The following is a 21,988-nucleotide window of genomic DNA, read 5'->3' as shown; positions in this document are numbered from 1 at the left end:
TGGGGCCCTCAACAGGCCGTGGGGCTCAGCAGGGCCCGTGGGCCGCAGCAGGCTCCTGGGGCTCGACGCATGCTCCTTGGGCTCGGCGGCAACCGCCGGGCCCGGCACGGCCGAAGGGCGGCCACCCCGCCGGGGTGGCCGCCCTTCGCCGTACTGCTGCCGTTCCAAAGGCCCGTGCGGCCTTCGGCGCCGGGGCAGGACTACTTGCCCTTGGCGGCTTCCTTGAGCTTGGAGCCCGCGGAGACCTTCACGCTGTAGCCGGCCGGGATCTGGATGGGGTCGCCGGTCTGCGGGTTGCGCGCGGTGCGAGCGGCACGGTGGGTGCGCTCGAAGGTCAGGAAGCCGGGGATGGTGACCTTCTCGTCGCCCTTGGCGACAATCTCGCCAACGGTCTCGGCGAGCGCGGCCAGAACGGCGTCGGCGTCCTTGCGGGTCACCTCGGCGCGCTCGGACAGAGCGGCCACCAGCTCACTGCGGTTCATGTTGTACTCCCGTGTTCAACTTGCCTTAGAGGCGTGAGATCGAAGCCGATGCTGCCAGGGCCCTCGGACAGTCCCCGGACCCGGGTCTGAACGTCAGACCCTCTCGCCCGGTTACGCATCCTGCCCCCACCAGCGGCGGGAAAGCCAATCCGGCACCCGCCGGGGTCACACGAAAAGCGCCACAGTCACCCCGCGGTGACGCTCCGTCCACGCCCTCGCCCGCACGCTGCTGCGGACCGCGGACCTCGCGGGCATCCCCGCAACCCTAGAGGCGGCCCGCGCGGCCCGCATCTCGCGACGCGCCGGGATCAGGCGCCCGTGAGGGCCGTCACAGACGGCCCTCACGCGCCTCGAACCCCTCAGGCCGTGGTGGCGGCCTTGCGGACGGCTCCGGCGACGGCGCCGGCGACCTTGTCGTTGAACACGGACGGGATGATGTAGTTCGCGTTCAGCTCGTCCTCGCCGACGACGTCGGCCAGGGCGGCCGCCGCGGCCAGCATCATGTCGGTGTTCACCGTCCGGGACTGGGCGTCCAGCAGACCGCGGAAGACACCCGGGAAGACCAGCACGTTGTTGATCTGGTTCGGGAAGTCGGAGCGGCCGGTGGCGACGACGGCGGCGGTCTGACGCGCGACGGCCGGGTCCACCTCGGGGTCCGGGTTCGCGAGCGCGAACACGATCGCGCCTTCCGCCATCGCGGCGACGTCCTCGCCGGAGAGCACGTTCGGGGCCGAGACGCCGATGAACACGTCGGCGCCGACCACGGCCTCCTTCAGGGTGCCCGTGTAGCCCTCGGGGTTGGTGTTGTCGGCGATCCAGCGCAGCGGGGAGTCGGGGGCCGCGTCGACGAGGTCGGGGCGGTCCGCGTGCACGACACCGTGGATGTCGGCGCTGACGGCGTTCTTGACGCCCGCCGCGAGGAGCAGCTTGAGGATGGCGGTGCCGGCCGCGCCGGCGCCCGACATGACCACCTTGACGTCGCCAACTGCCTTGCCCACGACGCGCAGTGCGTTGGTGAGCGCGGCGAGCACGACGATCGCCGTGCCGTGCTGGTCGTCGTGGAAGACGGGGATGTCCAGGGCCTCGCGCAGCCGGGCCTCGATCTCGAAGCAGCGCGGCGCGGAGATGTCCTCCAGGTTGATGCCCGCGAAGCCGGGGGCGATCGCCTTGACGATGGCGACGATCTCGTCGCTGTCCTGGGTGTCGAGGCAGATCGGCCAGGCGTCGATGCCGGCGAACCGCTTGAAGAGGGCCGCCTTGCCCTCCATGACGGGCAGCGCGGCCATCGGGCCGATGTTGCCCAGGCCCAGCACGGCCGAGCCGTCCGTCACGACTGCGACGGAGTTGCGCTTGATGGTGAGGCGGCGCGCGTCCTCGGGGTTCTCGGCGATCGCCATGCACACGCGGGCCACGCCCGGGGTGTAGATCATCGAGAGGTCGTCACGGTTGCGGATGGGGTGCTTGGACGCCATCTCGATCTTGCCGCCGAGGTGCATGAGGAAGGTGCGGTCGGAGACCTTGCCGAGGCTGACGCCCTCGATCCCCCGCAGCTTCTCGACGATCTCGTCCGCGTGCGCGGTGGAGGTCGCGGCGATGGTGACGTCGATCCGGAGCTTCTCGTGGCCGGAGGCGGTCACGTCGAGGCCGGTGACCGAGCCGCCGGAGGACTCCACGGCGGTGGTGAGCTGGGAGACCGCGGTTCCGCTCGCGGGCACTTCCAGGCGGACCGTCATCGAATACGAGACGCTGGGCGCCGTTGCCATGGCCGTGTTCCTCTTCTGTCCCTGGTTCGCTGTACACACAGGGCCCGGCACACCGCTGGCGTGGCAGGACCTGTTGTCCGATCGTCCCACCTACCCGCCGGTACAAGGTAACCAGCTACAAATTTCGGAAGAACACTTCCACCATACGAGATATCTGGGGTCCGCGGAATGGTGGGTCCATACAAAACAGGTCCGCGCCCCCCACTGAGTGGAGGGCGCGGACCTGGTGATGCATACGTATAAGACACCGACCCGCCATGCTCGCCTCGCGGCAAGTGGTCGCTCTAAGCGACGAAGGTTGGGCCCGGGGGCTTGGATCGAGTCGGTGCCTTCACCAGGCTAACAAAGGATCGCCGAATGCGGTCCCCCTCCCGGCAGCCGGTTCCGCTCACCACGCTCCTGGCCGCGGACCATACGGCCGTACGGCCGGGAGACCTTACGGAAGCAGCAGTTCCGGCACCCCGGACGCGTCCGGCTTGTCCCGCCCCGCCGAGACCACCGTGAGCTGCTGCGTCGCGCGCGTCAGCGCCACGTACAGCACCCGCAGGCCCGCCGGGGACTCGTCCGCGATCTCCGCCGGGGAGACGACCACCGTGGCGTCGTACTCCAGGCCCTTGGCCTCCAGGCTGCCCAGCGCCACCGCCCGCTCGCCGAGGTCGGCGAGCCAGCCCGCGGCCTCCGCGCGCCGGTCCATGGCCACGACCACGCCCACCGTGCCGTCCACCTGCTCCAGCAGCCTGCGGGTCTCCTCCCGCACCGCTGTGCCCAGATCGCCCTTCGCGGCCGTGAAACGGGGCTCCAGGCCCGTGGAGCGCACCGCCGACGGCGGCTCCATGCCGGGCATCGCCAGGCGCAGCACCCGGGAGGCGACCTCGGCGACCTCCGCCGGGTTCCGGTAGTTCACCGTCAGCGTGAAGCGCCGGCGCGGCCGGGACCCGAGGGCCTCGTCGCGGGCCGCGGCCGCCTCGTCCGGGTCGGTCCACGAGGACTGCGCCGGGTCGCCGACCACCGTCCACGTGCCGGTCCGGCCCCGCCGGCCCACCATCCGCCACTGCATCGGCGTCAGGTCCTGGGCCTCGTCCACGATGACGTGCGCGTACTCGGTGCGTTCCGCCGCGAGCCGCTCGGCCCGCTCCCACTGGGTCTCCTCGCGGGTCGGCATCAGCTCCTCCAGCCCGCTGAGCTGGTCCAGCGGGTCCATCTCCCGCCTGCGCTTGGGCCGCGCGGGCGCGCCGACCAGCTGGAGGAGCTCGTCCAGCAGCGCCACGTCGTGCACCGACAGGGGGCCCTTGCCGTCCGGGCCCAGCCGGCGCAGGGAGCGCGCCAGCTGGCGGGTCTCGCGCGGGTTGAGGTCCCGGCGCGACCAGCGGCCGAGCTTGCGCTCGTCGGCCATGGCGGCGAGCACCGTGCGCGGGGTCAGCTCGGGCCACCAGGCGTTCAGGAAGCCGATGAAGTCGTCCTCGGTGGAGATGTCCTCGTCGAAGGCGGAGCGCAGCTCGGCGGCCAGCTCCGGGTCGCTGTGCCGGCCGGCGCCGCCGGACTTCGCGTACAGCGCGTCGAGCAGCAGCTTGCGGGCGCGCGGGCGCAGCATGTTGACGGGGGTGGTGGCGCCGAGGATGTTCTGCCGGATCCGGTTGAGCTCGTCGGCCTCCAGCTCCTGGCGGCGCCCGAAGGCCACGACCCGCAGCCGGTCGGGGGCGTTGCCGAGCTCCAGGGCGCCCCGTACGGCCTTGCGCAGCACCTTCAGCATCCGCGAGGAGCCCTTGATCCGGGCCACGGCCGGGTCGTCGTACGTGGTCGCCTCGGCGCCGTCGACCAGCGAGCCCAGCGCCCGGATGGCGACCTGGCCCTCCTCGCCGAGCGAGGGCAGCACGCCCTCGGTGTACGCGACGAGCAGCGGGGTCGGGGAGACGATCAGGATGCCGCCGGAGTAGCGGCGCCGGTCCTGGTAGAGCAGGTAGGCGGCGCGGTGCAGGGCGACGGCGGTCTTGCCGGTTCCGGGCCCGCCCGCAACCTCGGCGACGGAGGCGGCGGGGGCCCGGATGACGAGGTCCTGCTCGGCCTGGATGGAGGAGACGATGTCCCGCATGGAGTGCGTACGGGCCCGCCCGAGCGCGGCCATCAGGGCGCCGTCGCCGATGGCGGGCAGCTCCTGCCCGTCCAGGAACGCGGTGACCTCGGGGCGCATCAGGTCGTCCTCGACGCCCAGCACCTTGCGGCCCTTGGAGCGGATGACGCGGCGGCGCACGACGCGGCCGGGCTCCTTGGGCGTGGAGCGGTAGAACGGCGCGGCCGCCGGGGCCCGCCAGTCGATGACCAGCGGCGCGTAGTCGGAGTCCAGGACTCCGATGCGGCCGATGTGCAGCGTCTCGGCGATGTCGGCGGTGAGGTCCTCCCGGATCGCGTCCTCGGCGGGCGAGACGGAGGTGTAGGCGCCGTCCGCGCCGCGCTCCCCGTCCTTGCCGAGCACCAGGTCGATGCGGCCGAAGAGGAAGTCCTCGAACTCGTTGTTGAGCCGGTTCAGGTGGATACCCGCCCTGAAGACCTGCGCGTCGCGCTCGGCGAGGGCACCGGGGGTGCCCACCTGACCGCGCTTGGCGGCGTCGTTCATCAGGAACTCGGCCTCGTGGATCTTCTCCTCGAGGCGTGTGTACACCCGGTCGAGATGCGTCTGCTCGACCGCGATCTCCCGATCTCGGACGGAATCCGCCGTGCTGTCGACAGCGGCATTCTGCGCGGCCACCAAGGCCCCCTTCTGACGTGCATGGGCGACCGTCAACCGTACGCGAATCGGCACCCTGTCCGCACGCCCGTTCCGGAACCGCTGCACGGAACCGCCTACACGGACCCCCCGGCCAGGACCCGGCGGCGGTGCCGGGCGACGCGCTCCCGGTTGCCGCACAGCTCGCTGGAGCACCAGCGGCGCCGGTGGCCCCGGGAGGTGTCCAGGTAGACCCGGGCGCAGCCGTCACCCTCGCAGGCCCGCAGCAGGGCCCGGTCGCCGGGGTCGGTCAGCAGCTCGACGGCGTCCCGGGCCACGGCGGCGAGCAGGGCCCCGCACTCCACACCGCCGCACAACTCCCGTACGAGGTGGCCCTCCTGGTCCCGAACGGCACACAGGCCCGGGGGTGGACCGGCGGCCAGCGCGTTGACCCGGGCCAGGGCCCGCTCGTCCGGTTCGCCGCCGTCCAGTTCCGCCCGTACGAGGGTCTCCACGTCGGCCCGCAGTGACCGGAAGGCCTCGGCCCAGTCCGGGCCGACCCGGGCGAGCGGCGTCCGGTCGGGCACCAGCCCGGCCCCGGCGAGCCACAGCCGCAGCTCGTCACCGTCCGGGATCCCCTCCTGAGGGGCGAAAGTGGCCACCAGGTCCAGGCAGACCCGGCCGGAGTCGAACCGCATGCCCGTCACCGCCTCGCGTCGTGGGGCGCCCCACCAGAGTGCCGCCCCCCGCCGCCCAGCGGAACCCCCCGAGCGGGTGCGGGGGCCGCCGGGCGGCTAGGCCCTGTCCGGGCGGACAGGGCCTAGCGGCCGGGTGGGTCGTCGTGCAGCAGGCGCTGGAAGAGCCGGTGGTCGCGCCAGGCCCCGTTGATGTGGAGGTAGCGCGGCGCGACCCCGTACGCCTCGAAGCCCGCCTTCGCCAGCACCCGCTGCGAGGCCGGATTGTCGAGCAGGGTCCCGGCCTCCACCCGGTGGAGGCCCACCTCGTCGCGGGCGACCCGGCACACCTCCTCCAGGGCGGCCGTGGCCAGACCCTTGCCGTTCCAGTCCTGGTCCACCCAGTAGCCCACGCCACCGCTGCACAGCGGGCCGAGCGCGATGGAGCCGAGGTTGATCGCGCCGACGGGCGTGCCGCCCACGGCCTCGACCAGCACGTACGGGACCATCCGCCCGGCGTCCCGGTCCGCGAGCATGCCCTCGATGCGGGCCCGCTGCCCCTGCTCGGTGTAGAAGTCCTCCGGCCGGTCCGGTTCGAAGGGCGCCATGTACGCCCGGTTGCGCGCGTAAGCCCCGGCCAGCCCGGCGGCGTCGCCGGGCTCGAGGCCCCTCATCTCCACCCCGTCAATGATCATTGCCGCACGCTAGCCGAGGAGTTCCCCACCCGTCACGGGGCGGGCACCTCCCCGTACTTGGCCTCGCCGCCCGCGTCCAGCGACAGCCGGTACCCCCGCTTGACCACGGTCTGGATCAGCTTCGGCGCCCCCAGCGCCACCCTGAGGCGGGCCATCGCCGTCTCCACGGCGTGTTCGTCGCGCCCCGCCCCCGGCAGCACCCGCAGCAGCTCCGCCCGGGCCACCACCCACCCCGGCCGCCGGGACAGGGCCCGCAGCAGGGCCATCCCGGCCGGCGGCACCGGCCGCAGCTCCGCGTCGACCAGGACCGCGTGCCCGCGGATCTCCAAACGGTGCCCGGCCACCGGCAGCACCCGCGCCCGGCCCGGCAGCTCCTGGCAGAGCAGCTGCACCAGCGGGCCCAGCCGGAACCGCTCCGGCTGCACGGTGTCCACCCCCTGCGCCTGCAGCGGCACCGCGGTCACCGGCCCCACGCACGCGGACAGCACCCCGCCCCGCAGCGCCTCCAGCACGGATTCCCGTACTCCGCGCTCCTCCGCCCGGGACAGCAGCGAGGCCGCCGCCGGCGCCGAGGTGAAGGTCACCGCGTCCACCACGCCGCCCACCACCGCGTCCAGCAGCCGGTCCAGCGGCGCGAGGTCCTCGGGCGCCATCCACCGGTACACCGGGACCACCACCACCTCGGCCCCGCCGGCCCGCAGCGCCTCGACGAAGCCCGGCAGCGGCTCCCCGTGCAGCTGGAGGGCGATCCGCCGCCCGGCGACCCCGGCCGCCAGCAGCCGTTCCAGTACCTCGGCGAGCGATTCCGACTCCGGGGACCAGGTCTCCACCAGCCCGGCGGCCCGGATGGCGCCCTTCACCTTCGGTCCGCGCGCCAGCAGTTCGGTGGTCCGCAACCGCTCCAGCAGCTCCTCGCCGATCCCCCACCCGTCGGCGGCCTCGATCCAGCCGCGGAACCCGATCGCGGTGGTGGCCACCACCGCGTCCGGCGCGCAGCCGATCAGCTCCTTGGTGGCGGCGAGCAGCTCGCTGTCGTCGGCCAGCGGAACGATCCGCAGCGCGGGAGCGTGCAGCACGGAGGCCCCGCGCCGGCGCAGCAGGGCGATCAGCTCGTCGGCCCGCCGTGCCGCGGTGACTCCGATGGTGAAGCCCGCAAGCGGGCCGGTCTTGGTGTCGTCCATCGTGACCTGCCTTGTGACGCATGGGGGCCGTACGGGTGGACCGAGCCTGCCAAGGTGGCGTGTCGGACTCGGTTCACCCGTATTTCGCCGCGGTTACACCGACGTGAGCTGCGGTTTCGCTGAGGCCCCGGCCGTCTGGATCACCGCGGCCGCGGCCGGCCGGCGAAGGTATACCGCCCACGTGACGGCGCAGCACACCGCGTAGAAGCCGAGGAAGGTGACGAAGGCGGCGGTTCCCGACCCGGAGGTCTTGAAGGCCTCGCGGAAGACGAGGTTGATGCCGAGTCCGCCGAGTGCGCCGACCGCGCCGATCAGCCCCATGGAGGCGCCGGACAGCCGCCGCCCGTACGAGGCGGCGTCCTCGCCGCCCATGCCGCGGGCCAGCGCCTTCGCCTGGAAGATCCCGGGGATCATCTTGTACGTGGAGCCGTTGCCGAGCCCGCTCAGCGCGAACAGCGCCACGAATCCGACCAGGAACACGGGCAGCGACTCCCGTACCGAGGCGAGGATGACGACCGCGGTCGCGGCGCCCATCGCCACGAAGGTGGCGAGCGTGATCCGCGCCCCGCCGAACCGGTCCGCCAGCGCCCCGCCCACCGGCCTGATCAGCGAGCCGAGCAGCGGCCCGATGAAGGTCAGCGAGGCCGCCTGGAGCGGGGTCCGGCCGAACTGCGTCTGGAGCACCAGCCCGAAGGCGAAGCTGTAGCCGATGAAGGACCCGAAGGTGCCGATGTAGAGGAAGGCCATGATCCAGGTGTGCGGCTCGCCGACCGCCTCGCGCACCGCGCCGGTGTCGTTGCGCACGGGGGCCAGGTTGTCCATCCGCAGTGCCGCGAGCACCGCGGCGATCACGATCAGCGGTATGTACGCGGCGAGCAGCAGCCGCGGGTGCCCGGCCCCGGCGGTGCCGATGACCAGCAGCGCGGCGAGCTGCACCACGGGGACGCCGATGTTGCCGCCGCCCGCGTTCAGCCCGAGCGCCCAGCCCTTCTTGCGCAGCGGGAAGAAGGCGTTGATGTTCGTCATCGACGAGGCGAAGTTCCCGCCGCCGACGCCGGTCAGGGCGGCCACGGCCAGGAAGGTGCCGTACGAGGTCCCGGGCTCCATGACCACCAGTGCGGCCACGGTCGGCGCGAGCAGCAGCAGGGCGCTGACGATCGTCCAGTTCCGGCCGCCGAAGCGGGCGACGGCGAAGGTGTAGGGGATCCGCACGAGGGCGCCCACCGCCGTCGCGGTGGCGATGAGGAAGAACTTCCCGGCGGGGTCGATCCCGTACTGCGGTCCCATGAAGAGGACCATCACGGACCACAGCGACCAGATGGAGAACCCGATGTGCTCGGAGAGCACGGAGTAGATCAGGTTGCGGCGGGCGGTCCGCTCCCCCGTCTCCTGCCAGAACGTCTCGTCCTCGGGGTCCCACCGCTCGATCCAGCGGCCCCCCTTGCGCGGTGCGGTCGTACCGGTCATCACACGCCTCCACAGCTGTCGCGTCCGTGGTGGCGATCATAGGAACGGCGCGTTTCGGCCCCGGTCCCCGCCGGATGACCGCCGGGAAACCTTGCTCTCACCCGGCACCGGGGCCGTGTGTGAGCCGGGCGGGGACCCAGCTTCCGGGCGGCGGTTCGAGCCATCCCCGCTCGGCGGCCAGTGCGCCGGCCGCGGCGTGCAGGGCGTCCAGTCCGGGATGGCCGAAACCGCGCCGCCACACCATCGACAGCGGGGACAGCGGCACGGGGTCGGTGAGCGGGCGCTTCACGCAGCCGGGCATGTCGAGGAAGTCCACGGTCACCAGGACCGGATTGCCGGTCTTGGTCATCACCCGGCGGAACTCCTCCTTCCCCATGGCCATGGGGGCGGGCGGCGCCATCTCGATCCCGCGCCCGGCGAACAGCTCGCGCGCGAGCCCCGTCCACTCCAGGGTCCGCGGGTTCCCGGCTCCGGCGTACACGGTCTCGCCGGCCAGCGCGTCCAGGCGTACGGCGGCCTCCGCGGCCAGCGGGTGCCCTTCGGGCAGCAGCACGGCGAGCGGCTCGTACCGTACGGGCGCCTGCGCGAGCCGTGCCCGCAGCGCCGGGTCCAGCCCGTCGGCGTACCCGAAGGCGACGTCGAGCCGGCCGGCCGCGATCTCGGCGGCGGAGTGTGTGAGCCCGCTCTCGAAACGGGCCATCAGCTCGCAGTCCGGGGCGAGTTCGCGGGCGCGTTCCAGCACCCGGCGGCCCGTGCTGGGGCCGTCGGTGTTCAGGTCTACGAGGAGCGCGCGCGGGGCGGTGAAGGCGGCGGCCAGCTCCTCGTGCGCGGCCAGCACCCGCCGGGCGAGCGGCAGTAGCCGCACCCCGTCGGCGGTCAGCTCGACCGCGCGGGTGGTCCGTACGAACAGCCCGGTCCCCAGGGCCTGTTCGAGCCGCCGGATATCGCGACTGAGGGCCTGCTGGGCCGTGTAGAGGCGGGCGGCGGCACGGGTGAAGTGCAGCTCCTCGGCGGCGGCGACGAACCCGCGCAGGAGCCGGGGGTCCAGATCACGGGGATTCACCCCCGGAGACTAACAACAGAAAGCGGTGAATGGGCCCCGAACAGGTGTTGGACGCCGAACCCGGTCCCGGCCGAGGGTGGTTGTCATGCCCCTCATGACCGTCACCGGCACCACGCTCGTCCTCGCCGCCCCGGCCACCCCTGGCCCTGCGCCTGCCCCTGCCCGGGGCCGGGGCCGCGCCGCCGGCCCGTACCGCCGCCTGTTCGCCCTCCCCGGCACCCGCGCCTTCACCGCCGGGAACCTGCTCGCGCGGCTGCCCATGGGCATGTTCGGGATCAGCGCGGTCATGATGATCGCCGGCCAGCGCGGTTCGTACGCCCTCGCCGGGGCGGTCACGGCGACCGGCATGGCCGCCACGGCGCTGGTCGCGCCCTGGACGGCCCGGCTGGTCGACCGGCACGGGCAGGCCCGGATCGCCGTTCCAGCCACTCTGATCGCGGTCCTCGGCTCCCTCGCCCTGATCGTCTGCGTCCGGACCGAGGCCCCGGCCTGGACCCTCTTCGCCTCCTACGCGGCCACGGCCACCACCCCCAACATCGGGGGCATGTCCCGGGCCCGCTGGACGCACCTGCTGCGCGACTCCCCGGCCTCGCACCACACGGCGATGTCCTTCGAACAGGCCGCCGACGAACTCTGCTACCTGCTCGGCCCGGTACTGGCCGCCTTCCTGTGCACGGCCGTCTTCCCCGAGGCCGGGACCCTCGCCGGCGCGGCCCTGTTCCTCACCGGGATGCTGGTCTTCACCGCCCAGCGCTCCACGCAGCCCCCGGCGACGGGGTCGGCGCCCCGCCAGGGCTCGCCGCTGCGCGCCCTCGGCCCGCTCCTGGCCCTCTTCGGCTGCCTGGGCCTGGTCTTCGGCTCGATGGAGGTCACCTCGATCGCCTTCCTCGACGCCGCCGGGCTGGGCGCCGCCTCCGGCCTGGTCCTGGCCCTCCAGGCGGCGGGCTCCTGCGCGGCGGGCCTGCTCTACGGCACCCTGCGCCCCCGCACCCTGCGGACCTGCGTGTGCGCGCTGGCCGCCCTCATGGCCCTGCCCTGGGCCGCGGCGGCCACCGGCTCGGTGCCCGCACTCGCCGGGGCCCTGCTCCTGGCCGGCATGGCCACGGCCCCGACGATGGTCACCGCGATGTCCCGGGTCCACGCCCTGACCCCCTCGGGCCGCCTCAACGAGGGCATGACCCTCGCGGTCACCGCCATCCTCACGGGCATCGCGGCCGGTTCCGCCACGGCGGGCCTGACGATCGACCACCTCGGCCCGCCGACGGCCTACCTGCTGCCCGCGGCGGCCGCCCTCGCCGCCGTGGCGGCCGCCGCCGGTCAATCCACCCGGCGGGCGGGCGATCGTTCCCGCGCGGTACGCACCACGGCCGCCCATGATCCGCAATAACCCGACCCGGCCGGTCCCGCCGGACCGAAGGGGCCGGTTTCGTCTGCCGGTCCCGCACTATGAGCACGTACAACTCAGAGAGGGTGGACGCCATGTCCATAAGCGCCAGCGAAGCCCGAGCTACGCTCCTTCCGCTGATCGAGCGTGTCAACACCGACCACGACCCGGTGCGCATCACCTCCGAGAACGGCGACGCCGTCCTCATGTCCGCCGACGACTACGACTCGTGGCAGGAGACCGTCTACCTGCTCCGCGCCCCCGCCAACGCCCGGCGGCTCATGGAGGCCGTCGCCCGTGACCGCGAGAGCGCACCCTAGGTCGCCAAGACCACCGACGAGCTGAGGGACCAGGCCGGGGGCACGGCATGACAAAGGCCCCGCAGCCGAGAGGCTGCGGGGCCTTTGCCCACATGGGATGAGTGGAGATGGCGGGAATCGAACCCGCGTCCAACGGTGCAGAAGCAGGGCTTCTCCGAGCGCAGTCCGCTGCGCTTTTCTCAGCCCCGGAGATCACACGGACAAGTCTCCGACGGGCTCAGTCACTGTTTGATTTCCCTCCAACCCCCGTGACCGGGGCTAGAGGTTTAGATCCCTAATTGACGCCAGGATCCGGACCGGGACCACTTCCGGGCTGACGCTCCTCACAGAGGCTTCAGCTCACTGTTATTAGGCAGCGAGGGTGAAGCGGGAGTTATCGCTCTTGGAGTTGGCGATTATTGTTTGCGACATATGGTTAGCGAGATCATTGCCGCTTCCTCGGCTCGCTTCCCCTGCATCGACATCCGCTGTCGAAACCGATCATCCCCATGTTTTTTTAACAAACAGCTTCCCCCGCAAGCGGGGGGTGCTGACGCCATGGTACGCGAAGTGGACCACTGCGTGCCAGGAGATTAAACCGTACCCCGCTGCTTGCGGCGGACCGCCGAGATCGCCCGGTTCGTCTCGCGGGTGTCCTGCTTCTCCCGCAGCGTCTGCCGCTTGTCGTACTCCTTCTTGCCCTTCGCCAGCGCGATCTCGACCTTCGCCCGGCCGTCCTTGAAGTACAGCGACAGGGGCACGATGGTGTGACCCGACTCGTCCGCCTTGCGCTCCAGCTTGTCGATCTCCTCGCGGTGCATGAGGAGCTTGCGCTTGCGCCGGGCGCTGTGGTTCGTCCAGGTGCCCTGGCTGTACTCCGGCACGTGCACGTTGTAGAGCCAGGCCTCGCCGCCCTCCACCGACACGAAGCCGTCCACGAGCGAGGCACGGCCCTGGCGCAGGGACTTGACCTCGGTGCCCGTGAGCACGAGACCGCACTCGTAGGTGTCGATGATCGCGTAGTCGTGCCGCGCCTTCTTGTTCTGGGCGATCAGCTTGCGCCCTGTTTCCTTAGCCATAGTGCGGTCATTTTCGCACTACGGACCCACCCCGAGGCCACCCAATACCTGCGCGGCCCGCTCCTCGGCTCCCGCGCCCGCCGCCACGTCCGGGGTGATGCCGCTGCCCTCCAGGCTGCGGCCGCCCGGCGTGCGGTACGTGCCCACCGTCAGCTCGGCCACCGAGCCGTCCGGGAGCTCCGTCGGCATCTGCACCGAGCCCTTGCCGAAGGTCCGGCTGCCCACCGCCACGGCCCGGCCCCGGTCCTGGAGGGCGCCCGTCACCAGCTCGGCCGCGCTCATCGTGCCGCCGTCCACCAGGGCCACCAGCGGCCGGGCGGTGTCCCCGCCCGGGTCCGCGTACAGGGCGCGCTGGTCGCCCCGTACGTCGTACGTCGCCACGAGCCCGCCGTCCAGGAACGCGGAGGCGGCCGCCACCGCCTCGGCGACCAGCCCGCCCGGATTGCCGCGCAGGTCGAGCATGACCCCGGCGCCGGGCGGGGCCGCGCGGACGGCGGCCTTGACCCGCTCGCCCGAGCCGCGGGTGAAGGAGGCCACCTTGATGACGGTGATCCCGTCGCGGAGCTGCCGTACGGTCACCGGCTCGGTGCGCAGCTGCTCACGGCGGACGGTTTCGGTGAGGTCGGCGCCGTCGCGGCTCAGGCTCAGCACGACGGGGGTGCCCGCCGCGCCGCGCAGCAGGGCGATCACGTCGGCGACGGCGAGGCCGGAGACGGCGTGCCCGTCGACGCTCAGCAGCCGGTCCCCGGCGCGTACGCCGGCCCGGGCGGCGGGGCCGGCGGGCTGGACCTTGTCGACCTCGATGCGGCCCTCGGGGCCGCGCCGGGCCCAGAGCCCGACCCCGGTCCAGCGGCCGTCGAGGCCCTCGGCGAAGGCGGCGTACTCGCCCTGGTCGTAGACGGTGCCCCAGCGGTCTCCGCTGCGGCTGACCACCTCCTGGGCGGCCTTCTTGCCGGACTTCCCGTCGGCGACGGCCTCGGCGGCGGCGCGGGCCACGGCCTCGCGGTCGGCGGTGCCCGTGGCCCTGGGCGGATCGGGCGCGACGGCCCCCGTACGGACGCCGAGGGCGGCGGCGGTGGCGTCGTCGCGGTCCCAGCAGCCGGTGCTCGCGGCGGTTCCGACGGCCGCGAGGAAAACCAACGTCAAAACGGCCCCGCGACGCATGTCGCGGGGCCGGAGACTGGAGGCGGGAATACTCGGCAAGCCCAGCATGGCGCCGAGTCTAGGACAAGCCCCGCGCCGGTACGGATGGTTGACCGGACCGCTCGCGGGGCGCTTGTCACACCTTCAGGTACTTGCGCAATGCGAGGAAGGCGGCCACCGAGGGCATCAGGAGGCCGATGAAGAGCACGTACGGCAGCTTGCCGAGGACCGAGGTCCAGCCCATGAAGTCGATGAGCTGGATCTTGTCCCGCAGGCCGACGCCGTGGTCGATGACGAAGTACTGGCCCGAGACGAGCATCACGCAGGCGAAGACGGCGCCGATGAGGCCGGCGACGGCCGCCTCCATGATGAAGGGGACCTGGATGTAGAAGCTGGAGGCACCCACCAGCCGCATGATCCCGGTCTCCCGCCTCCGGCTGAACGCGGAGACGCGCACGGTGTTGACGATCAGCAGCAGCGCCACGATCAGCATGATCAGCATGATGGCGAGCGCGGCGATGTTGAGGTAGTTGAGGATCCGGAAGAGGTCGTCGATGGCCTGGCGCTGGTCGTCGACGGTGTGGATGCCGTCGCGGCCGGCGAAGGCGGAGGTGACGACCTTGTACTTCTCCGGGTTCTTCAGCTTGACCCGGAAGGACTCCTGCATCTGGTCCGGGGTGATGGAAGAGGCGAGCGCGGTGTTGCCGAACCGCTCCTGGTAGTGCTTGTACGCCTCGTCCGCCGACTCGTAGGCGACGGACTTCACCAGGGACATCTGCTTGAGCTCGGTCTCGATCTGCTTCTTCTGCTCCTCGGTCACCGCGCCCTTGCGGCAGGTGGCGACGCCCGCGGCGGCTGCCCCCGAACCGTCGGGCTTGGCGGCCGCCTCGGTGGCCTCCTGGGCGTCCTGCTTGTTGCAGAGGTAGATCGAGACGTTGGCCTTGTCGTACCAGTAGCCCTTCATCTTGCTCACCTGCTCGCGCATGAGTAGGGAGCCGCCGAACAGGGCCAGCGAGAGGGCCACGGAGATGATGACCGCGAAGGTCATGGTGAGATTGCGACGGAGGCCGACGCCGATCTCCGACATGACGAACTGGGCGCGCATGACGTCTCAAGGGCCTTTCAGTGCTGGTAGCCGTAGACGCCGCGCGACTGGTCGCGCACGAGTCGGCCCTGTTCGAGTTCGATGACGCGCTTGCGCATCTGGTCGACGATCTGCTGGTCGTGGGTCGCCATGATCACGGTGGTGCCGGTCCGGTTGATCCGGTCCAGCAGCTTCATGATCCCGACGGAGGTCTGCGGGTCGAGGTTGCCGGTGGGCTCGTCCGCGATGAGCAGGGCGGGGCGGTTGACGAAGGCGCGGGCGATGGCCACGCGCTGCTGTTCACCGCCGGAGAGCTCGCCGGGCATCCGGTCCTCCTTGCCGCCGAGGCCGACGAGTTCCAGGACCTGCGGGACGGCCTTGCGGATCTCGCCGCGCGGCTTGCCGATGACCTCCTGTGCGAAGGCGACGTTCTCGGCCACGGTCTTGTTGGGCAGCAGGCGGAAGTCCTGGAAGACGGTCCCCAGCTGGCGCCGCATCTGCGGGACCTTCCAGTTGGAGAGCTTGGCGAGGTCCTTGCCCAGGACGTGGACCTGGCCGTGGCTCGCCCGCTCCTCGCGCAGGATGAGCCGCAGGAAGGTGGACTTGCCGGAGCCGGAGGAGCCGACGAGGAAGACGAACTCGCCCTTCGCGATGTCCAGGGAGACATCTCTGAGTGCGGGACGGTTCTGCTTCGGGTAGGACTTGGAGACGCTGTCGAATCGGATCACGGGTGCACCACGGTCGCCGGGAGTAGGTGTGCGTGACCATACGCGAACGGGCGCGGGGTGTGGACCCGGCATCCGGAGTTGCCCCTTTTATCCCCTGGTCCGGGGGGATCCGGGGGGTCCGGGGCGGGTCGGGACCGCGATTGCCCGGACGGGCCGCGCCGAATGTCGGCGAAGCTGGCACAGTGGTAGGGGGAACGGTCTCGTTCCCCGACGCGTTGTGTCTAATGAAGTACGGCCGAGGGGACGAGAGGAGGAGCGCATGACATATGACCGGCTCGTGTGCGCGAACTGCGCGGCACCCGTCAGCCAGGGCCGCTGCCCTGTGTGCCGGGCGAACCGGGAGCGCCTCCAGCAGGAGGGCCCCTTCTCCGGCCTGAATCCCGTGGCACTCATCGCCCTCATGGTGATCCTGGTGGCGGCGCTGGTACTGGTGGCCCAGCAGACCGCGTAGACGCACCGATCATGGCGAGAAGGGCCCGGACACGAGGTGTCCGGGCCCTTCACACGTGCTGGGGGGTTACGCGGTCTGCTCCTGCTGCTTGCGCCAGCGGATGCCGGCCTCGAGGAAGCCGTCGATCTCGCCGTCGAGCACCGCCTGCGGGTTGCCGACCTCGAACTCCGTCCGCAGGTCCTTGACCATCTGGTACGGGTGCAGGACGTAGGAGCGCATCTGGTTGCCCCAGGAGCTGCCGCCGTCCTTGAGGGCGTCCATCTTGTCCTTCTCCTCCTGGCGACGCCGCTCGAGCAGCTTGGCCTGGAGGACGTTCATGGCGCTGGCCTTGTTCTGGATCTGCGAGCGCTCGTTCTGGCAGGAGACCACGATGCCGGTCGGCAGGTGCGTGATGCGCACCGCGGAGTCGGTGGTGTTGACGCCCTGGCCGCCGGGGCCGGAGGCGCGGTACACGTCGACGCGCAGCTCGGCCTCGTCGATCTCGACGTGGTCGCTGGTCTCGACGACCGGGAGCACCTCGACACCCGCGAAGGAGGTCTGGCGGCGGCCCTGGTTGTCGAAGGGCGAGATCCGCACGAGGCGGTGGGTGCCCTGCTCGACGGAGAGGGTGCCGTAGGCGTACGGGGCCTTGACGACGAAGGTGGTCGACTTGATGCCGGCCTCTTCCGCGTACGAGGTCTCGTAGATCTCCGTCGAGTAGCCGTGGCGCTCCGCCCAGCGCAGGTACATGCGCTGGAGGCGCTCGGCGAAGTCGGAGGCGTCGACGCCTCCGGCCTCGGCGCGGATGTTGACCAGGGCCTCGCGCTCGGCGTACTCGCCGGAGAGCAGGGTCCGGACCTCCATCTCGTCCAGCGCCTTGCGGACGGCGACCAGCTCGGTCTCCGCCTCGGCCAGGGTGTCCGCGTCCTCCATCTCCTGGGCGAGCTCGAAGAGGACCGCGAGGTCGTCGATGCGGCCGCGCAGGCTCTCGGTCTTGCGGACCTCGGCCTGGAGGTGCGAAAGCTTGCTCGTGATCTTCTGAGCGGCGTCCGGGTCGTCCCACAGGGACGGCGCGGCGGCCTGCTCCTCGAGCACGGCGATATCTGCCCTCAGCTTGTCGAGGTCCAGGACGGCCTCGATCGACCCCATGGTCGAGGAGAGGGACTTCAGCTCTTCGGAAACATCGACGACTGCCACGGGTCCAGCGTAGCCGGTCCGCGGACGAGGCCGTCCGGGCAGGCCGGATCACCCGTACTGATGACTTGTCGTACGGGCGTACGCTCACGGTATGACCGTTCTCTTCGTCACGCGCCTCGTCAAGCGCCGGCATGTCGACCACATGCGCGTCACGACGTCGAGCTGTCTGCCGCCGGACCATCCCCAAGCCTGATCCACCCCGATCCGACTTGGTCCTGTAACGCGGCCCAAAGCGGTCCCGGCGCCATCCCTGCCGGCGATCCTCCCCACCCGCGGCCCCCGCCACCTCTGGGGAACAGGACCCCGTGACATCCGAAACGGAGCCGTCATGCCGTCCGCGCACTCCTCCCTCCCCGTCCTGGACCTCTCCCAGGCGGACGACCCGGCCCAGCGGGCCGACTTCCTGAAGAAGCTGCACGCCGCAGCCAGGGACACCGGGTTCCTGCACCTCACCGGGCATGGCATCACCGATGCCGAGAGCGCCCGCATGCTGGAGCTGACCAGGGCCTTCTTCGCCCTTCCGGAAGCCGACCGGCTGGCCGTGAGCAATCTGAACTCCCCGCACTTCCGCGGCTACACCCGGATAGGCCACGAGCTGACCGGCGGGGCCTCCGACTGGCGGGACCAGCTGGACGTCGGCGCGGAGCGTCCGGCGCCGGCGGTGGGGCCGGACGACCCGGCGTACCTCTGGCTGGAGGGCCCGAACCAGTGGCCGGCGGCGCTGCCGCAGCTGCGCGACGTGGTCCTGGACTGGCAGTCCCGGCTGGCCGCGGTGGCCCACCGCCTGCTCCGGGAGATCCTGACCTCGATCGGCGCCCCGGCGGACTTCTTCGACTCGGCCTTCGCGGACCGCCCCCACCTGCACACGAAGCTGATCCGCTACCCGGGGTCCGCCCCGACGGGCACGGACCAGGGCGTGGGGGCGCACAAGGACTACGGCTTCCTCACGCTGCTGCTGCAGGACTCGGTGGGCGGCCTCCAGGTCGTACGGGACGGGGGCTACGTCGACATCCCGCCGCTCCCGGGAGCCTTCGTCGTCAACCTGGGCGAGCTGCTGGAGATCGCGACGGAGGGCTACCTGACGGCGACGGACCACCGGGTGGTGAGCCCGCCGGGGGCGGTGGAGCGGTACTCGGTGCCGTTCTTCTACAACCCGCGGCTGGACGCGGTGGTGGAGACGGTCCCGGGCGACTACCTCCGGTCGGCGCCGGGGGTCGCCCACGACGCGTCGAACCCGCTGCACGCCGAGTACGGCCGCAACGAGCTGAAGGGCTGGGTCCGCGCCCACCCCGCCGTCGCGCGGCGCTGGCACCCCGAACTGGTGGCGTAGCCCCGTCCCCGGACTCCGCCCGGACCCGCCTGGCGGAGCCCCCGGCAGCGGCGTCGCTGCTACGGGGTGCGGGGGCCCGACTGTTTGCTGTCCTGCTGCTGCGGCGCGGGGTCTTCGCCCGAGGCGGCGAGCCACGCGCCCAGGCCGGCCGCCGCGGCCAGCGCGACGGCCGCGGCCGACAGGGCGAGGCGCCGCTTGCGGGCGGCCTCCGCCCGGTGACGCGCAGCGCCCGGCCGGTGCCCGCCGGCCGGCCGCGGGACCCGGGCCGTGCCCAGCGCCCCGCCCGCCAGCTCGTCCGGCCCCGGCACCCGCATCGAGGTGTGGGTGTCGCGGTTGGAGTCCGTCGAGGACCCCGGGACGAGGGGGACCACGCCCCGGCGGCGCACCGGATCGGCGGCGGCTGAGGCCGGTTCCTCCGAGGGCTCCGGATCCGGATCCGCGTCGTCCGGCTCGTCCACGTCCAGCGGCGGCATCCCGGCCAGCAGCGGCAGCAGGTCCCGCAGCCGGACGGACAGCTCCGAGGCGCGCAGCCGCGACGCCGGCGCCTTGGCCAGGCACTGCACGATCAGCTGCCACAGCTCGTCGGGGATCCCCGGGAGCGGGACGACCGTCTCGGTCACGTGTCGGCGCAGCACCGCGCCCGGATGCCCCCCGCCGAAGGGGGTGAATCCGGCCAGCAGCTCGTAGAGGACGGTCGCCAGGGCGTATATGTCCACCGCCGCCCGCGGGGGCAGCCCCTCGACGATCTCCGGAGCCAGGTAGTCCGGGGTGCCGATGATCCGCGTGGTCGGGGCCGAGGCCCGGCTCGCGGAGGCCCGCCGCGGGGTATCGATCAGCTTGGCCACGCCGAAGTCGGTCAGCAGCGCCGGGTGCGAACCGCCCGGGCCGAGCGGGCCCTGCATGTCCAGCAGGACGTTCTCGGGCTTGACGTCGCGGTGGACGACCCCGGCCGCGTGCGCGGCCGCCAGCGCGTCCGCGACGTCCGCGACGATGGCCACGGCCGCCTCGGGGGCGAGCCTGCGCTCGCGGTCGAGGCGCGTGCGCAGGTCCGTACCGCGAACGAGGTCCATGACGAGGGCGAGGTCGTTGCCGTCGACGACGAGGTCGCGGACGGAGACGACGTGGGGATGCTCCAGGCCGAGCAGCGCGCTGCGCTCCTGGACGAACCGTCCGACCAGCTCCTGGTCGGACGCGAGGTCCTCGCGCAGCAGTTTGACGGCGACGGGGCCGTCAGGCCCCTCGCCCAGCCACACCGTGCCCGCGCTGCCGCGCCCCAGGATCTGGTGCGCGGTGTACCGGCTGCCGATCTTCCGTGCCACGACTGCTCCCTCAGCGGCTGGCGTACGTGCCAAAGCTACGCGGCCGGGTGGGCGTTGGAGGCCAGCAGGGGCCCGGATTCGCGGCGACCTTCACTTCTGCGGGCGAAATCACGTCCCAGAAGTCGACAAATCCACGACCTCGGCGCTACGGGGGTCCGATTCAGGGCTGGGTGGAGCCCGTGGCGTCCCCGATGGCGCCGATCCAGTCGGCGATGCCGGTGCCCCAGCTCCACACCTGGTCCCACCATCCCTTGCCGGTGCCGACCCACTCCTGGAGCGGGGTCAGCTCCCAGATCAGCCATCCGCCCACGAAGAGCAGCACGATCATGACCAGGCAGCCCTTGAGGCAGCCGAGGCCGGGGATGTGTACCGGGTTGGCGCTGCGGCGGCGCGGCTCGCGCGGCTCGCGCGGGGCCTGCTGCCGGGGCGGCGGACCCTGCGGAGGCTGCTGCTGCGGCGGCTGCGGCTGCCGGTACTGGGGCTGCTGCGGGGGCTGCGGCTGCTGGTACGGCTGAGGCTGGTGCTGCTGCGGCTGGTAGTGCTGCGGAGGCGGCGGAGGCGCGTACTGCTGCGGCGGCGGCTGCCGGTACTGCGGCTGCTGCTGGTACTGCTGCGGCGGAGGCTGCTGGGGCCGGTGCTGCGGCGGCGGGGGTGCCTGCCGCTGCGGGCGGCGGCGCAGGGGGTCGTCGTTCGGGTCGAGGTACTGGACCTGCGTCTGCTCGTTGCGGTCGCGGGCGGCCCGCATCTGCGTCTGCCACGGGTGCGGCTGGTCCGGCTGCTGTACGGGCGGCATCACCGAGGTCGGGTCGGCCCCGCCGGCCGCTCCGGCCGCGCCGACCGGCGGCATGACGCTGGTCATGGCGTTCGGGTCGTAGGCGCCCATGGGCGAACCGGCGCCCCCGGGCAGCACCTGGGTGGCGTCCGCGGCCCCCACGATCCCCGGTGTCTCCGGGACCGGAGCCGGCGAGGGGTCGGGCGCGAGCAGCGCGCCGACGCCGAGCGCGGCCTCCACCTCGGCGGCCGTGGAGTGCACGCCGATGCCGGCGGCGACCACGCGCAGTCCGCGGGCCAGGTTCTCGGCGCTGGGCCGCTCGTTCGGCTCCTTGCGCAGGCAGCGCTCGATGACGGTCCACAGCGGCTCGGGCACGCTCGCGGGGCGCTGCGGGTCCTCGCTGAGGTGGCGGTGGAGCACTTCGAGCGCGGTGCCGCCCGCGAACGGCGGCCGGCCGGTGAGCAGCTCGTAGAGCAGGATGCCGGCGCCGTAGATGTCGACGGCGGAGGTCTGCGGGCGGCCCTCGGCGGACTCGGGGGCCACGTAGGCCGGGGTGCCGACGAACTCGTGGGTGCGGGTCAGGCCCGGGGAGTCCGCGAGACGGGCGATGCCGAAGTCGGTGAGCATCGGCTTCATCTGTCCGTCGCGCTCGTCGAGCAGCACGTTGGCGGGCTTCAGGTCGCGGTGGACGACGCCGTCGGCGTGGCTGGCGGCGAGCGCGTCCGCGATCTGCGCGGTCAGCAGGCTCGCGGCGACGGGCGTGAAGGGGCCGTTCAGGCGGAGGTACTTGTGCAGGTCCGGGCCGTCGATCAGGTCCATGACCAGCGCCAGCAGATCGCCCTCGACGACGAGGTCGCGGGTGCGCACGATGTTGGGGTGCGTCAGGCGCAGCAGGACGGAGCGCTCCCGCAGGAAGCGCATGACGATGTCCGCGTCCTGGGCCAGCTCCTCCTTGAGGACCTTGATGGCCACGGTCTCGCCGGGCTGCCCGGCGACGGCCGCCTCGGCCCCCGCGGTCTCACGCTGGCGGGCACGCCAGACGGTGCCCGTGGCGCCGCGCCCGAGCGGCTCCTCGAGCAGGTACTTGCTGCCGACTGGCCGCACGTCTCGCGCTCCCCTGCTGTCGTCTTCTGTCGTCCGGATTTTCCGACCCACTCTAGGGGGTGTCCCCATGAAGGACGTCGGGCGCCGGAGGTT

19 protein-coding genes and 1 other RNA gene are annotated in these 21,988 nt (G+C 72.3%); 4 read left to right on the top strand and 16 right to left on the bottom strand.

Features of this window, described 5'->3' with window-relative positions:
* Positions 1-200 precede the first annotated feature (200 nt).
* The 8 genes from JIW86_RS24995 to JIW86_RS24960 form a co-directional block, all read right to left on the bottom strand.
* Positions 201-482, bottom strand: coding sequence for an HU family DNA-binding protein (locus JIW86_RS24995; RefSeq protein ID WP_007264399.1), 282 nt, complete (start codon positions 480-482; stop codon positions 201-203).
* Between the two features lie 359 nt (positions 483-841).
* Positions 842-2,245, bottom strand: a complete 1,404-nt coding sequence (locus tag JIW86_RS24990) for an NAD-dependent malic enzyme (protein ID WP_215147359.1) — start codon at positions 2,243-2,245, stop codon at positions 842-844.
* Positions 2,246-2,681: 436 nt separating this feature from the next.
* The gene (locus JIW86_RS24985) at positions 2,682-4,988 is read right to left on the bottom strand and encodes a HelD family protein (RefSeq protein WP_215147357.1); all 2,307 of its coding nucleotides are present in this window, start codon (positions 4,986-4,988) and stop codon (positions 2,682-2,684) included.
* Positions 4,989-5,083: 95 nt separating this feature from the next.
* Positions 5,084-5,644 carry a CGNR zinc finger domain-containing protein gene (locus JIW86_RS24980; RefSeq protein WP_257556125.1) on the bottom strand — a complete coding sequence of 187 codons (561 nt, stop codon included), beginning with the start codon at positions 5,642-5,644 and terminating at the stop codon, positions 5,084-5,086.
* 122 nt (positions 5,645-5,766) lie between these two features.
* Complete coding sequence (locus JIW86_RS24975) at positions 5,767-6,315, bottom strand: GNAT family N-acetyltransferase (RefSeq protein WP_215147353.1); 549 nt, start codon at positions 6,313-6,315, stop codon at positions 5,767-5,769.
* Between the two features lie 32 nt (positions 6,316-6,347).
* A complete protein-coding gene (locus JIW86_RS24970) occupies positions 6,348-7,496 on the bottom strand; it encodes a uroporphyrinogen-III synthase (protein ID WP_257556124.1) in 1,149 nt (382 codons plus the stop codon).
* A gap of 93 nt (positions 7,497-7,589) precedes the next feature.
* Positions 7,590-8,963 (bottom strand): nitrate/nitrite transporter, encoded by a 1,374-nt coding sequence (locus JIW86_RS24965; RefSeq protein ID WP_257556123.1) that lies wholly within the window; start codon positions 8,961-8,963, stop codon positions 7,590-7,592.
* Between the two features lie 97 nt (positions 8,964-9,060).
* The gene (locus tag JIW86_RS24960) at positions 9,061-10,026 is read right to left on the bottom strand and encodes a LysR family transcriptional regulator (RefSeq protein ID WP_257556122.1); all 966 of its coding nucleotides are present in this window, start codon (positions 10,024-10,026) and stop codon (positions 9,061-9,063) included.
* Between the two features lie 94 nt (positions 10,027-10,120).
* Here JIW86_RS24960 and JIW86_RS24955 point away from each other — a divergent pair, with 94 nt between their 5' ends.
* Together JIW86_RS24955 and JIW86_RS24950 are read left to right on the top strand one after the other, a co-directional pair.
* Positions 10,121-11,413, top strand: coding sequence for an MFS transporter (locus JIW86_RS24955; RefSeq protein ID WP_257559431.1), 1,293 nt, complete (start codon positions 10,121-10,123; stop codon positions 11,411-11,413).
* Positions 11,414-11,505: 92 nt separating this feature from the next.
* Positions 11,506-11,730 (top strand): type II toxin-antitoxin system Phd/YefM family antitoxin, encoded by a 225-nt coding sequence (locus tag JIW86_RS24950; protein WP_257556121.1) that lies wholly within the window; start codon positions 11,506-11,508, stop codon positions 11,728-11,730.
* 99 nt (positions 11,731-11,829) lie between these two features.
* Here the strand turns inward: JIW86_RS24950 and ssrA are convergent.
* The 5 genes from ssrA to ftsE form a co-directional block, all read right to left on the bottom strand.
* Positions 11,830-12,218: a transfer-messenger RNA gene (ssrA, locus tag JIW86_RS24945) on the bottom strand.
* An 84-nt stretch (positions 12,219-12,302) separates the two neighbouring features.
* Positions 12,303-12,788: an SsrA-binding protein SmpB gene (gene smpB / locus JIW86_RS24940; protein WP_215147342.1), complete on the bottom strand. Its 486-nt coding sequence runs from the start codon at positions 12,786-12,788 to the stop codon at positions 12,303-12,305.
* Positions 12,789-12,806: 18 nt separating this feature from the next.
* The gene (locus tag JIW86_RS24935) at positions 12,807-14,000 is read right to left on the bottom strand and encodes a S41 family peptidase (protein ID WP_416237597.1); all 1,194 of its coding nucleotides are present in this window, start codon (positions 13,998-14,000) and stop codon (positions 12,807-12,809) included.
* A gap of 67 nt (positions 14,001-14,067) precedes the next feature.
* Positions 14,068-15,036, bottom strand: a complete 969-nt coding sequence (gene ftsX / locus JIW86_RS24930) for a permease-like cell division protein FtsX (protein WP_215147338.1) — start codon at positions 15,034-15,036, stop codon at positions 14,068-14,070.
* Between the two features lie 17 nt (positions 15,037-15,053).
* Positions 15,054-15,743 carry a cell division ATP-binding protein FtsE gene (gene ftsE, locus JIW86_RS24925; protein WP_069923855.1) on the bottom strand — a complete coding sequence of 230 codons (690 nt, stop codon included), beginning with the start codon at positions 15,741-15,743 and terminating at the stop codon, positions 15,054-15,056.
* Between the two features lie 259 nt (positions 15,744-16,002).
* Here ftsE and JIW86_RS24920 point away from each other — a divergent pair, with 259 nt between their 5' ends.
* On the top strand, positions 16,003-16,194 hold the full coding sequence (locus JIW86_RS24920) for a hypothetical protein (RefSeq protein WP_215018373.1): 192 nt from the start codon (positions 16,003-16,005) through the stop codon (positions 16,192-16,194).
* A 66-nt stretch (positions 16,195-16,260) separates the two neighbouring features.
* Here the strand turns inward: JIW86_RS24920 and prfB are convergent, their stop codons facing one another.
* Positions 16,261-17,370 carry a peptide chain release factor 2 gene (gene prfB, locus JIW86_RS24915; RefSeq protein ID WP_215147336.1) on the bottom strand — a complete coding sequence of 370 codons (1,110 nt, stop codon included), beginning with the start codon at positions 17,368-17,370 and terminating at the stop codon, positions 16,261-16,263.
* 328 nt (positions 17,371-17,698) lie between these two features.
* On the opposite strand from prfB, the gene JIW86_RS24910 reads away from it, so the two are divergent.
* Positions 17,699-18,700, top strand: coding sequence for an isopenicillin N synthase family dioxygenase (locus JIW86_RS24910; protein WP_257556118.1), 1,002 nt, complete (start codon positions 17,699-17,701; stop codon positions 18,698-18,700).
* Positions 18,701-18,759: 59 nt separating this feature from the next.
* On the opposite strand, the gene JIW86_RS24905 is transcribed toward JIW86_RS24910, so the two are convergent.
* Entirely contained in the window at positions 18,760-20,019 is a 1,260-nt protein-coding gene (locus JIW86_RS24905) for a serine/threonine-protein kinase (RefSeq protein ID WP_257556117.1), read from the bottom strand.
* Positions 20,020-20,179: 160 nt separating this feature from the next.
* On the bottom strand, positions 20,180-21,895 hold the full coding sequence (locus JIW86_RS24900; RefSeq protein ID WP_257556116.1) for a serine/threonine-protein kinase: 1,716 nt from the start codon (positions 21,893-21,895) through the stop codon (positions 20,180-20,182).
* Positions 21,896-21,988 lie beyond the last annotated feature (93 nt).

The organism is Streptomyces sp. NBC_00162 (genome assembly GCF_024611995.1).
Classification (GTDB): domain Bacteria; phylum Actinomycetota; class Actinomycetes; order Streptomycetales; family Streptomycetaceae; genus Streptomyces.
Note: the sequence above shows the minus strand (reverse complement) of the source record. Positions and strands in the feature narration are given on the sequence as shown.